Here is a 12,863-nt window from a genome sequence, read left to right on the forward strand (position 1 = left end):
GCGCTTATCCACCCTACGAAACCGGCTCCGTTGTAGGGTGGATAAGGCGCGCCGCTCGGTCTCGGGGACTCGGCACGGCGGTCGCGCGCGCCGCATCCACCAGAGGTCGCGCGGTGCCGCCCAAATTTGGAATTGCTGGCGCAGCGACGCCGGCTGTTCCTATCCGCAGGCGTCATGGTCAGCATGCCAGGCTGGTCGGCTCGTTCTGGGAGCAGGGTCGGATCAACTCCTGAAACGCGTCCATCGGCATCGGCTCGCCGAAGAAATACCCCTGAAAGCCATGACAGCCCAGGCTGGCAAGCAGATCCCGCTGCGCTTGGGTCTCGACCCCCTCGGCGAGGACACACAGCCCCATGGTCTGGCCGAGCACGATGATGGTCTGGGCGACCGCTGCGCTATCGCGGTCAGCCGGCAGGTCGCGCACGAACGACCGGTCGATTTTCAACTGCTCCAGGGGCAGGTGGCGCAGGTACGAGAGCGAGGAATACCCGGTGCCGAAATCGTCCAGCGCAAGACCCAGGCCCAGTGTCTTCAGGGCGGACATCTTGACGATGACCTCGTCCAGTCGGTCGACCAGCAGGCTTTCCGTCAACTCGAGTTTGAGTCGCCGCGGGTTGGCCTGGTAGCGGTCCAAGGTCGTCAGCACTTGGTCGACGAAATCCGTCTGGCGGAACTGGCGGGCGCTGACATTGACCGCCAAGGTCAGGTGCGCGGTTTCCGGTCGTGCCCCCCAGGTTGCCAACAGGGCACAAGCGGCGTCCAGCACCCACTTTCCCAAGGGCAGAATCAACCCGGATTCCTCGGCGACCGGGATGAAGTCCGCCGGTGATACCAGGCCGCGGACCGGGCAGTGCCAGCGTATCAGCGCCTCAGCACCGACCAGCGCTCCGTCACGGTTCACCTGGGGCTGCAAAAAGAGCCTGAACTGCTGCTGCCGCAGGCCCTCCCGCAGACCGTTCAGCAGGGTGGCCCGTCGGGTGATCGCGGCCTGCATCTCCAGGTCGAAGAAACGCAAGGTATTGCGGCCGGCCGCCTTGGCCTCGAACAGGGCCAGATCGGCCTGTTTCAATAGTTCATCGACACTGCTTTCCTGGTGGGAGAACAGGGTGACTCCGAGACTGACACTGCCCAGGTACTCCTGCTCACGCAGGTGGTAAACCTGGCTGAGCGAGGTCAAGATCGTGTCGCCGACGGTCTTGACCGCGTCAGCGGCCTCGGTCAGGTTCGGACTCAGGTCATCGAGCAGGACGACGAACTCGTCTCCACCCAGGCGGGCGGCCGTATCCCCCGCGCGGACGATCCGCTTGAGCCGTTGCGCGATCTGCTGCAACAGCAAATCACCCTGGTCGTGCCCCAAGGTGTCGTTGAGGGTTTGGAAGTCGTCCACGTCGATGAACAACAAGGCCCCGGCACTGCGGTTGCGCAGGTTTGCCGCAACTGAGCGCTGGAGTCGGTCCAGCATCTGCCGACGGTTTGGCAACTGGGTGAGCGGATCGAAATAAGCCAGGCGCGTGATCTTGGCCTCCGCGTTCTTGCGGTGGGTCATATCCGTCTGGGTGCCGACGTAGTTGGTGACCCGACCCCATTCATCCTTGACGGCGGCAATGGTCACCCAGTCCGCATAAACCTCGCCGTTCTTGCGCTGGTTCCAGATCTCACCCTGCCAGAATCCCGCGGTGCGCAAGTCGTGCCACAGCGCCCGGTAGAACTCGGGCGACTGGCGGCCCGAGTGGATCAGCCGCGGTGTCTGACCGACGGCTTCCGTCGCGGCGTACCCGGTTGCTCGGGTGAAAGCCGCGTTGACGCGCAGGATCACGCCCGCGGCGTCGGTGATGAGCATCCCTTGCTGGGAATCGAAGGCCGCGGCGGCGACGCGCAGTTCCGCCTCGGCTTGGTGGAGCGCGCTCATGTCCGCATCCATGCAGAACATCACCGGCGATTGGCCGGGAACGGCAACGATGGTGTGACTCGAGTAAACCGGTACCCGGCGGCCATCCTTATGCTTGAGTGCCATGCGCGAGGGCGGGATTCCCTTGCCGGTCTCGAACATCCAGCGCACCGCGGCCGTGGTCTGCGTATGCATCTCGGGTGGGATGATCAGGTCCAGCAGGTTGGCCCCCAGCGCCTCGGCCGCGGTGTAGCCGTAGATGCGCTCCGAGGCGCGATTCCAGTAGACCAGGGTCCCGTCGGGGAGATATCCCTGGATCGACATTGCATCCGCTTCCTCGAAGAGTTTTTGGAAGCGTGCCTCATTGTCCTTGCGGGAGGGTCTGCCTCCCCAGGGCGTCGGATCAGCCTTGAGCTCCGCCATGCCGGTTCCAGTCTGCTCAGCGTCAGGTCCGGTAAGTATGGCAAGATTTCAGCGTGCTGCTGAGAACGATGACACGAAACGGCTAGGGGCACACCGGTGGCGGGTGCGCGGGCCGGTGCGCCAGGCCGATAGACTTCCGTTTCGTCGCCGCCGACGACGGAGGCCGGGAATGTTCGCTCCGGGGGCGGGGTAAGGCGCTGGGGATCGCCCGGTCGGGGCCCGGCGCTAGCCAGGCTTTCGGAAATCCAACCTATTCTCTTCTCATTGTGTGCGGCGGCGGCTGCGGATGAGGCCGACGGCACCAATGGCGAGCAGGGCCAGGCTGCCGGGCGCGGGGACTGAGAGGCGGAAGGCCAGGTTTTCGTCGACAGCGTCCAGCCAGGTGCCGGACGCAAGATGGTAGGACGCGCCGCCGGCTTGCAGTCCCCCGGCGGTGGTTGCCCAGCCCCATAGGTCGGTACCGGCGGGATCGTTGCCGAGCCCCAGGAATATAGTCGCCGGCGGCCAATGTGATCGTGGGGAAGAAGGCCGTGTAGACGTATTCGGGGAACAGGATGACGGTCTGGCCGGTGGCCTCCCGCTGCACCTGCCCGAGGTGGATGCTGGCCAGGGTGTTACCGGGCAGGCCGCTGGCGTCGAGGTAGATCGCCAGGGTGAAGTCATCCCCGACCGTGGCGGCGCCGGTGGGGTAGTAGATGCCCCACCACTCCAACTGGTTGACCGCGACCGCATCGGTCAGCGAGAAACGGGTCGCGGCGATGCTGAGGTCGTGGTTGGCATCGGCCAGGAAGGCGGAAGCCTGGTCCGGGTCGCCGCCGTCCACGACGAGGGCGCTCGCTTGGACGGTCGCGGCGAGGGCGCCGAACAGGGGCAGGATCGCCAAATGCAGCTGTGATTTCATGGTCATGAGGCCTTATCTCGAGCGGTGATTGGAAAGCTGCGCCGAAGCGCGGGCAGCCGGTGACGGCTGCCGCACGGGTTTGGCGCCATGGATCGGGTCTGCGGACTCATTGGTAGGGCACGGGCGGCGACGAAGAGCCGGCCGCACTTCCGGGACCGGCGTTCGGATTAGGCCCTTGGGTCGCCTGTGCGTTTGCCAGGGCGGCAGACTGGTTTTCGAATTCGATGCCGATCACGATTGCCGCCGGGGTCAGGACATAGAGGGCTTTGGGGGTGGTTTTCATGGCTGAGAAGAAATCGAGCTGACGGCCGTCCGGGTTCGGCAACCGGATACCCTTATCCGCCATTTCGCGGACGAAGAGTTCATCGTTGTTGGCCGAGTGGTTGATCAACCATTTGTCGTCCTCGTCATAGCTCTGCCACCAGCGCTTCCGAAATATACCCTTGTCAATCTGATACGAGTTACCCGTGAACGGTACATGGGCCTTGAACGGGTCCTTGCCGGACAGGAGGGCCGACCCGTTGGTGCTGACGAACTCGGAGAAAATCGGCGACACTGGGCCTAGCAGCCTGTCGGACTTGATGAGGTAACCGATTGAAGTTAAAGAGTTTCAGCTTTTTTGGCGCAAATTTTTTATCTTCTATAATCAAGTTCTTACGCTGCAAGTCCGACAAACTGCTAGCGCCAGCCTGGCCGCCATGTTGAAGTCCTCGCCAAACTGCGTCTTGCCGAGCCCGGCCCAATTGCCCTGGGAGATGTCGTGTTCCATGGTCTTGCCCCAGTGGTAGGATCCCAGATAGATGGACTCGGCGCCAGCCTTCAAGCCCGCCGCCAAACCCTGCCAGAACCCCTCGTGATGCGCATGGGGCGGCTTGGGGCCGTAGCGGTGTGTTTTGGCCTCCCGGTAATGACCCGTCGGGTCATCGAAGTTGACCGGGTCGTTGCCGGCATAGGCATAGCCGTTAAGACCGCCGCGCCCCAGCGGCGACAGCGAATCCCATTGCAGGAAGCGGCCGACGGCAGGGTCGTAGGCGCGGTAGCCGCCCTTGAATTCCAGCCCGGTGCCGACGTCGATGCCGAGCGCCGTGCCCATCGCCCCCGCGGGATACTGGTTGGTGGCGGCGATGCCGGCCGGGAAGCCGGCGGTGGCGGCGGCGAGATTGGTGGCGACGCCCTCGGGCAGGTAGCTGGTATTGGCCAGCACGCCGAAGCCCGCAGTGCTGGTGCCGTAAGTCAGGGTGTTGACCGGGCGCTCGAGCAGGTCTGTCATGGCCAGGGTGTTGGGCTGGGCGTTGGCCCCGAACTGACCCTCGGGGACATAGGTGGTGCCGGCGCTCAGGCCTACCTGCCACTGGTGGTTGCTGGACCGGGCGTGGCCGTAGTCGAGCACGCTGTCGGCGAGCCAGGTGGCCTGGCGCTGCATGATGCGGCCCAGTCCGTCGCGGAGCAGAACCTGCGAGCCGCCGTCGGCGCGAGTCACGCTGCCGAGCAGACCGTGGGCGTCGTAGGTGTAGGTACGGCCATAGGGGTCGCTGGTGACGTTGCCGGCGATGTCGTAGGTGTAGCTCCTGTTCACGAAGCCGGGCGTCGCCGCCGGGCCGCCCGCGCCGACCGGGTCGAACCAGTTCTCCACCACGCTCGCCAACTGGAAGGGATTGTCGGCATCGGGTGCCAGGGTAACGGAGACGCCGCCGGCCGCGGTGCAACCCGCCGGGATGCTGGTGTACGCCAGGCCCGCGGCGGCGGTCCCGGCGGGGACGAAGCTCAAGGTCACGCCGGTGGCGGGCTGGCCGCCGAAGCGCGGGGACTTGTTCTTGACCGTGATGGTGTAGCTCAGGTTCTTGTTGGTCTGGCCCTTGGCGGCAGTCGTCACGGTCAGGGCCAGATCGGCGACGCCTGCGGGCAGGGCCGGGACCGTGCCGGCCACGTCGCTGCGGGTCACGGACTTGAGAATGGGTCTTAGATTCTGGTCGTAGCTCAGGGCCGTGACCAGACTGAGGTTGCCGGTATTCGTGGGATCGCAGTTCAACTCCCGTAGTCGTAGCCGGTGCCGTTGATCGTCTGGCCGAAGTACTGCGTGGTCACCGTGGCCATCGTGGTACTGCACCACGCGACCCAGGCCGTCATGGAAGCTGGTGCCCAAGTCGGTGATCTGCGTGTTGACCGCGAGTTGGGCGCCCTGTAAGCCGCTCAGCAGGTTGTAGTAGCGCGTCACCTGCTGGCCCTGGGGGTAGGTGGTGGTCACCTCGCGCTGCCCGGTATTGTAGGTCCAGCTCGTGGTCGTCTTCGAGAGCACCTGGGCGGCGTTGTTGGGTCGGTACCGGCGTTGAAGAAGGTGTAGAGGGTGCTGGTGACCTGCCGGTTCCACTCGTCATAGCTGTAACTGGTGTATTGCAACAGGTTGTCGGCATTGCTCGGGGTAGTCCTCCTCTTGCTGCCAGCCGTCGCCATAGCGTACCGCCGTAGCCAACCGGTCGTCGGACTCGCTCATATAAAACGATAGCCTTGGGTCTGCACCATGGTCGAGCCGACTCGCTGCTCGAAGGTGCCGGTCTGGCGCTGGCGGGCGTCGTAGGTCTCGATGGTGGCATTGCCGTAGGGGTCGGTCGTGCGCACGCTGAACAGCGTCGCCGACGCGGCCTGGTTATTGATCGGCTGGGGGGTGAAGCTCAAGGCATCGTCGTAGCTGGTGACGGCGGTCTGCTGGTACGCCGTGCCCGGCAGGTAGGTCTGGGCGACGGTGCGGCCGTAGGCGTCGTAAGCGTGGGTGGTGGCACGGCCGAGACCGTCCGTTTCCGCAATGGGATAGCCCATGAACGCGATCTGGGTGCCGCCGCGATTGCGGCTGGCGGTACCGCTGATGCCTTTGGCCTGGCCGGTCAGGGTCGAATTCACGGCCAGCACGTCCTGGCCCCCGGCCCCGGTGGTCATGCCCGGTGCGTACGCGGTGGTCAGGGACACCACGTCGGACAGGCCCGTGTCGTCCTGCTGGGTCCGCTGGGTGAGGATGCCGTTGAGCACCGGTTGGGCCGTGTTGCCGGTCACATAGCCGCCTATGGTGTCGGTGCGGTAGCTGTAGGCGCTAATGTCTTGGCGTCGAAGTGCACCTCCGTATTGGACACCGGCAGCGTCATCTGCGTCAGCGACCCGGGCAGGCTGCCGGCCGCCGGCGCCACGGCGATGTTCTGGAACTGCTGGGTCTGCAGGACATAGGATGCCCCGTTGAGGCCGATGCTGTGCAGCTTTGAGGTGACCGCCAGGCGCTCGTTGGGCGGGTTGGTCCGGCTGGCGGGGAGGTAGCTGTACTCCGTCAACTGTCCCAGACGGGACACTTCCTGAGTGGGGTTGCCGGCGGCGTCGTAAACCCAGCTCTGGGTGGGATAGATCATGCAGCCTTGGGTGTCCGCGGGATCGGACAGCAGGCTGCCGTTGAGCGTGCAGAAGTTCATGCCGCTGGTGGTGGAGGCCGGCGAGGCAAAGGCCAGCGGCAGGGCGGAATAGCTGCCCAGGGCCTGCAACTGGCCTGGGGTTTGGGCGTGGTGATCGGCTGGCCAGTGTTCCAGCCGCCGCTCGCCGTCACCGATTCGCTTTGCGTGCGGCCATAGGCGTCGTAGACCAGGGTCTGGGTGCGGTTGCGGTCGGCATCCGGGTAGGTGGTGGTGATCGTGGTGCCGTAGGTTAGCTCGATCGGGATGACGGTGTCGGAGGACGAACAGCCGCTGCTGTCCTGATTCTCGTGGTAATAGAGGCCGTCGAGCCATTGGTTGAGCCCCGAGCCGTAGGTCTTGTCCCCCGATTGATGGGGAATGACGAAATTGGGCTTGCTGGTATCGCTGAAACCGAAGTCGTAGCTGGCCTTGCTGAGATCGTTGTCGTTGCTCGAATTGGGCTGGTTGGTCCTCGGCAAGGCGGTCGGCAGGTAGGCGCTGACGCCGTAGGGGTGGGCGTGGCTGTTGCTGTCGGTAAAATTCCCGACATAGGTGCCGGCGGCGCTTTGTTGATACTGCAAGGCAAGGCTGAACGGCGTCTGGCCGTAATTTACGTTGCCCTTGAAGAAGGTATAGCCGTAGCTCAGCACACCTTGCCGCGGGTCCAGCGAGAACTGGTCGCCGCCGATAGTGACCGTGTCACTCGCGACCGGACCCCCGTCGTCGCCGTCGGCCTGGGTGATGGGGAGGACCCCGAGAAGCGCGAGCGTGATGAGAGTGATGCGCCGCAGGATGAAGTGATGCATTTTTCTGCTTTCGATTTGGTCACGGCATGAGGAAATACACGGTATACAGTGCAAAAGAAGCACACGTAACGATAATTGTTAGTATAGATAACGTACTATTTCGGCCGCTCGACGTCTGCGCTTATGGCGCGGACTAGCAGCTTATTTATATTATATTCAGTTAGTTAACTGTAAGTTCGGACTCCATAGCTGTTCCGGCGACCGCGCAGGGTCAGCAGCGCCGTCGCTGGTTGGTTTCTCACCAGAGCAAAGACGGGCGTGCTGACCGCGCACCGACCCACGGCACCGATGGACTTCCCCGCATCGGCTCCAGCATACTCAGAACCTGACGTGTGACGACGGTCGCGCCCGTTTCCCCGGCGGGCCGTCGCGGTAACCAACCCCAAGACATCCAGGCCCCCGAGTGTCCGCCATGAGTATCGATTGGAACCTCTATCCCTGCCAGGATCTCTACGACGAGCTGGTGGCTGCCCCCGGCCAGGGCCGTAACGCCTTCGCTGGACTGCTCGATGACCTGAAAGCCCTGGGTCCGGATGAGCTGGTGGCGCGCCAGGAGGCGGCGGAAGTCGCCATCAAGGAGATGGGCATCACCTTCACCGTGTACTCGGAGGAGGGCGGCACCATCGATCGTGCCTGGCCCTTCGACATCATCCCGCGCATCATCCCCAAGTCCGAGTGGGACCGGGTGGAGGCGGGGCTCAAGCAGCGCGTCCAGGCGCTGAACCTGTTCATCGACGACCTCTATCACGACCAGCGCATCATCAAGGACGGGGTCTTCCCGGCCGCGGTGCTGGCCAAATCGGTCAACTTCCGGCCCCAGTGCGTGGGGGTGAACCCGCCGCTCGGGATCTGGGCGCACATCTGCGGCTCGGACCTGGTGCGGGATGCGGACGGGACCATCTACGTCCTGGAAGACAACCTGCGCGTCCCCTCCGGCGTCTCCTACATGCTGGAGAACCGACTGGTGACTAAGCGGGTCTTCCCGGAACTGTTCGAGCACTATGCCCCGCTGCCGGTGGACGATTATCCCTCCCAACTGTTCGACACCCTGGCCGCGCTCTCGCCGCGCCCGGCCGATTACCCCCAGGTGGCCGTGCTGACGCCGGGCATCTATAACTCGGCCTATTTCGAGCACTCCTACCTGGCCCAGCAGATGGGCTGCGAACTGGTGGAGGGGCGCGACCTCTTCGTCGACACCGACGACTGCGTCTACATGCGCACGGTGGACGGCCCCAAGCAGGTGGACGTGATCTACCGGCGCATTGATGACCTGTTCCTCGACCCGGAGGCCTTCGACCCGAGTTCCACCCTGGGGGTGCCGGGCCTGATGCGTGCCTGGACCGCCGGCACCGTGGCGCTGGCCAATGCTCCCGGGGCCGGGGTGGCGGACGATAAGGTGGTCTATGCCTTTGTTCCCGAGATCATCAAATACTATCTGGACGCGGACGCCATCCTTCCCAATGTGCCGACCTACCGCTGCATGGAGCCCGAGGCGCTGGCCTATACCCTCGCAAACATGGAGCGGATGGTGGTGAAGCCCGCCAACGAGTCGGGCGGTTACGGCATGTTGGTCGGGCCGGCCTCCACCGCGGCGGACCGCGCGCAGTTCGCGCGGCTGATCCAGGCCGACCCGCGCAACTATATCGCCCAGCCGGCGCTCAAGCTCTCCACTGTGCCGACCATTGTCGGCCGCGGGCTCGAGCCCCGGCATGTCGACTTGCGCCCCTTTATCCTGTCGGCCGATCGCCAGCAGGTGACCATGGGCGGGTTGACCCGCGTCGCCCTGCGCAAAGGCTCGCTGGTGGTCAACTCATCCCAGGGTGGGGGCAGCAAAGACACTTGGATCGTGCCCGATTGATCCGCATCCTCAACGACCAGACTGAAGGGGGCCGCCGCGATGCTGTCGCGCGTTGCTGAAAATATTTACTGGCTGGCCCGCTACGTCGAGCGGGCCGAGAACACCGCCCGCATCGTCAGCGTCAATGCCAACCTGCTGTTGGACCTGCCGCGCGGCATTGCCCCGGGCTGGCAGCCGCTGGTCTACATCACCGGGGCCAACGCCTGGTTCGAGGAACACTACCCGGACTACGGCGAACCCAACGTCGTGCATTTCCTGATCGGCGACGAGCGTCACTCCGGCTCCATCCTCTACGCCGTCGCCGCGGCGCGCGAGAACTGCCGCACTATTCGCGACTTCGTGCCGCGCGAGGCCTGGGAACTGCTCAACGAGCTTTACCTTTACGCCCGCGATGAGCTGGAGCGGGGCACCACCAAGGGTGGGCGCCACGGCTATCTCAAGCACATCATCCAAAGTGCCCAGGGCATCAACGGCCTGCTCTCCGGCACCATGCTCCATGACCAGGGTTACGAGTTCCTGCATCTGGGACGCTTCATGGAGCGGGCCGACATGACCACCCGCATCATCGACGTGCGTTCAGCCAACCTGCTGCCGAATGCGACCACCGACCTGCAGCCCTTTGAGACGATCCAATGGGTCAGCGTGCTCAAGTCCATGACCGCGTACCAGGCCTACCGGCGCAGCGAGCAGGTGCGGGTCCAGCGTGAACGGGTGCTGCGCTTTCTGTTCCAGCACAAGGCGTTCCCGCGCGCCGTCTGGCACTGTATCGAGTCGACCCGTCAGAGCCTGGAAAAGCTGCCGCGCAAGGATGCCGCGCTGCGGGTGGCGGGCCGGGTCAAGCGCAACCTGGAGGCGGCGGAGCCCTGGCGGCTCGATCAGCAGCAACTCCATGCCTATGTGGACGAGTTGCAACTCTCGATCGGCGAACTCCACACCGAGATCGCCAAGACCTGGTTCCCGCCGCCGCTGGTCTTGGACGCCGCGGCCTGAGGTCGGCCGGCCCGGCGCTGCGGTCGATTCGGGAAAGGATCTACCGGTGTTTAGGGGCTGAAGTCGCCCCTACAGTCGCTCCTAAAGCCCTACGAATTTTATAAGTATGCGCCGTCGGAAAGTTTATTCACGGGAATCGCCGAAGTCCCTTCACCCCATGAGAGCCACCCAACGCCGTCGCCCCCCAAGTCGCAATCTGCTTTCCGCGATCGATCCGGATAGGCTCCGCCAGCTCGCAACCTCGGTCAGCTATGTCGGCAGCGTCGAGCACAAGGACACGCCATCGTTCGCGGGCCGTCCGCCGCGTCCGCGTCCCGATGCAACCCTGTGTGATCGCGCGCTTGCGGACAGCCGTGACCAGTTGACGGCATGGTTGCGTACCGCTATCGCCAAGGGGGCCATCGGCGGCCCTTGGGAGGGCGAGTTTCCGCGGTACGCCTGGTATAAGACGGGTAACACCGTTTACGAAACCCGTCTGGTCAACCGCGTGCAGGGTACCTATAAAGGCTATGGTCTGCTGCCGGACGAGTGGCCCAAGGACATCGAAACCTACTATGAGTGAATTGTGCTTCGATCTCGAATGGGAGCGGGTGGACGGCAGCCGCGGTGATGAGTTGGCGGCAACTTGGGCACGGCTTTCCATCCGCGTTGACGCAACGACGATCACTCGAGTCAACGACTACCGCTCGCTTGGTCTGCGGGATCGCATACTGATTCCGCTCTATCCCCTCGCCGAGTGGATTGCCACGCACTGGTGGTCTTTGCTCTACGAGGTGCAAGCTACTGGCCGAGACGGCTATGAGCGTCGGCATAATCTGCGTTTCGGCCGCGAGGGGTTCGCGCTTCCGGACTTGTTCATCAAGCCAACGGGAGAGCGCGCGTTAATCGAATGGCGCGCCCTCGAACTACCGGAGGCCCGCGTCGGCTTCTCAGCCGGCGGTACCCGCGACTTGGAACTGGCGAGCATCCGCGACAGCTTATTCGACCTGATCGAGACCCTGCTGGCACGGCTCGACCAGGAGGGCGTGACGGACACCGGCCTTCATCAGGAATGGCGGGCCATCCAGGCGGCCGATGAGGCGGAAGCCGCGTTCTGTATCGCAGCGGCACGTTTGGGTCAGGACCCTTACGACCTGTCCGAGCCGGAGGCCGACGCGATACTCGCCGCAGCGAACCGGTTGCCGGTTGGCTGGCAGGATGATTTCTTTGATGTCGCCAATTCGAATACCTGACCGCGCCGGGGACGCCATCCGCACTCGTGACCGTCGCCAGGACCGATCGGCAGAAATGCAACCGCGCCTTCGCCGCCGAGTTCCTGGCGCCGGCGCAGTGGATTCGCGAGCGAATCGACGGCACCCAGGTCAGTCCCGACGAGATGGACGATTGGGCGCAGGAGCTTGGGGTATCGACCGTGGTGGTGGGACACCAGATTGAGAACCATCGTTTGGCAGATGTTGCGGGGTTTTGACCGGCCTTGGCAGGTTACGTGTTCCTTCCGGTACGGTTGGCGGACCCGCTCGCCGTACGTTGGGTCTCGGTGACGATCAACAGATCCGGGTCCGGTAACCACAGGTCCTGCTCCAGGGGGCGACGGTGGTGGTGATCGCATCCCGGCCGCTCAGCCGTCGCACTGGTGGGGGCAGATGCCGAAGCCGTGCAGATGGTCGTTGAGCATTTCGTGTCGTCCGAGACCCTCGGCGACGAACAGGCAGCGGCGGCAGGGGCTCGGCCAGGAAGTGCGTGGGGCCTGGTCCGGGTGCGTGGCCCGCGCTCGCGTTGCCCTTTCCGGCCGTGGGGGCTAGCATCCTTGCCTACGCATGGTCCGGCTCGACCTGGACGGCGATCACCATCCGTGGCAAAGATGCGACAAAGAGAGCGAACAGTATCAGCGTGACTGCGTATTGAAGGCATGGAGCGAACGATGAGCACCGAACTCACGATCGGCTTCAATTGGGAGCGCCTTGAAGAGATGCTTCCCGAGGAGAGGTCCTGCTTCGGTATGCTGCAAGTCTGCTTCGGGCATCTCCTGCTGACGGAGGGCCAGGACGGTTTTATCGATTGCACCCGGCGCGGCCCGCTGGTGTCCGGCTACCATTTAGCCGAGTGGATGGCCTGGAACTGGTGGCGTCTTACGCGCGAGCCGCGGCCGGATGCCCCCACATCGGAATGGCACTTCGCGCATTGCCTGGGCACGGTCGGCGCCGGATATCTGTGGCCGAATATCACGATCGCTTCCGACCGGCAGCGGACCCTGCTGATCGCGAAGCCAACCCGACCGCAAGGGTTCAGCGCCTTTCGCTTCACCGCCGACTGGACGGTGGTGTTGCCCACGACCCAATTCGAGTCGGCACTTGATCGGTTCATGGCGCAGATTCAAGGCAAGCTGCGCGCCGATCGTGTCGCACCGACGAACTTCGACCAGATTTTGACGGAGATCCTTGCTGAACGTGCCGATCCGGACAGTGCTTCGCAACGGGAATTGGAGGCTGTCCTTGGGTACGATCCGGATGAGGGTGATGCGGGCCAGGTTCAGCAATTGCTCGCGGATGCCGGCGCTCTCGGGCACGAC

Annotated in this window: 13 protein-coding genes; 6 read left to right on the forward strand and 7 right to left on the reverse strand. The window is 64.2% G+C overall.

Annotated elements, in window-relative coordinates; genetic code table 11:
• Window positions 1-178 precede the first annotated feature (178 nt).
• From QZY03_RS00505 to QZY03_RS00535, 7 genes are all read right to left on the reverse strand, one after another.
• Window positions 179-2,311, reverse strand: coding sequence for an EAL domain-containing protein (locus QZY03_RS00505; protein ID WP_295577091.1), 2,133 nt, complete (start codon window positions 2,309-2,311; stop codon window positions 179-181).
• A 261-nt stretch (window positions 2,312-2,572) separates the two neighbouring features.
• The gene (locus QZY03_RS00510; protein WP_366935559.1) at window positions 2,573-3,043 is read right to left on the reverse strand and encodes a PEP-CTERM sorting domain-containing protein; all 471 of its coding nucleotides are present in this window, start codon (window positions 3,041-3,043) and stop codon (window positions 2,573-2,575) included.
• Between the two features lie 275 nt (window positions 3,044-3,318).
• Window positions 3,319-3,768, reverse strand: coding sequence for a hypothetical protein (locus QZY03_RS00515; protein ID WP_295577095.1), 450 nt, complete (start codon window positions 3,766-3,768; stop codon window positions 3,319-3,321).
• A gap of 90 nt (window positions 3,769-3,858) precedes the next feature.
• Window positions 3,859-5,508, reverse strand: coding sequence for an RHS repeat-associated core domain-containing protein (locus QZY03_RS00520; RefSeq protein ID WP_295577097.1), 1,650 nt, complete (start codon window positions 5,506-5,508; stop codon window positions 3,859-3,861).
• Between the two features lie 191 nt (window positions 5,509-5,699).
• Window positions 5,700-6,257 (reverse strand): hypothetical protein, encoded by a 558-nt coding sequence (locus tag QZY03_RS00525; RefSeq protein ID WP_295577099.1) that lies wholly within the window; start codon window positions 6,255-6,257, stop codon window positions 5,700-5,702.
• A gap of 8 nt (window positions 6,258-6,265) precedes the next feature.
• Window positions 6,266-6,661, reverse strand: a complete 396-nt coding sequence (locus tag QZY03_RS00530) for a hypothetical protein (RefSeq protein ID WP_295577102.1) — start codon at window positions 6,659-6,661, stop codon at window positions 6,266-6,268.
• Window positions 6,658-7,446, reverse strand: a complete 789-nt coding sequence (locus QZY03_RS00535; protein ID WP_295577105.1) for a hypothetical protein — start codon at window positions 7,444-7,446, stop codon at window positions 6,658-6,660. The genes QZY03_RS00530 and QZY03_RS00535 overlap by 4 nt, the downstream gene beginning before the upstream one ends.
• A 412-nt stretch (window positions 7,447-7,858) precedes the next feature.
• Between QZY03_RS00535 and QZY03_RS00540 the strand changes: the two genes are divergently transcribed.
• From QZY03_RS00540 to QZY03_RS00565, 6 genes are all read left to right on the forward strand, one after another.
• Window positions 7,859-9,304, forward strand: a complete 1,446-nt coding sequence (locus QZY03_RS00540) for a circularly permuted type 2 ATP-grasp protein (RefSeq protein ID WP_295577107.1) — start codon at window positions 7,859-7,861, stop codon at window positions 9,302-9,304.
• Between the two features lie 39 nt (window positions 9,305-9,343).
• A complete protein-coding gene (locus QZY03_RS00545; protein WP_295577109.1) occupies window positions 9,344-10,294 on the forward strand; it encodes an alpha-E domain-containing protein in 951 nt (316 codons plus the stop codon).
• Window positions 10,295-10,451: 157 nt separating this feature from the next.
• Window positions 10,452-10,856, forward strand: a complete 405-nt coding sequence (locus QZY03_RS00550) for a hypothetical protein (RefSeq protein WP_295577111.1) — start codon at window positions 10,452-10,454, stop codon at window positions 10,854-10,856.
• On the forward strand, window positions 10,849-11,526 hold the full coding sequence (locus tag QZY03_RS00555; protein ID WP_295577113.1) for a hypothetical protein: 678 nt from the start codon (window positions 10,849-10,851) through the stop codon (window positions 11,524-11,526). Before QZY03_RS00550 ends, QZY03_RS00555 begins: the two co-directional genes overlap by 8 nt.
• A gap of 26 nt (window positions 11,527-11,552) precedes the next feature.
• Window positions 11,553-11,762 (forward strand): hypothetical protein, encoded by a 210-nt coding sequence (locus tag QZY03_RS00560; protein WP_295577116.1) that lies wholly within the window; start codon window positions 11,553-11,555, stop codon window positions 11,760-11,762.
• 453 nt (window positions 11,763-12,215) lie between these two features.
• A partial coding sequence (locus QZY03_RS00565) for a hypothetical protein (protein WP_295577118.1) occupies window positions 12,216-12,863 on the forward strand: 648 nt, incomplete at its 3' end.

It is taken from the genome of uncultured Lamprocystis sp. (assembly GCF_903933125.1).
Classification (GTDB): domain Bacteria; phylum Pseudomonadota; class Gammaproteobacteria; order Chromatiales; family Chromatiaceae; genus Thiodictyon.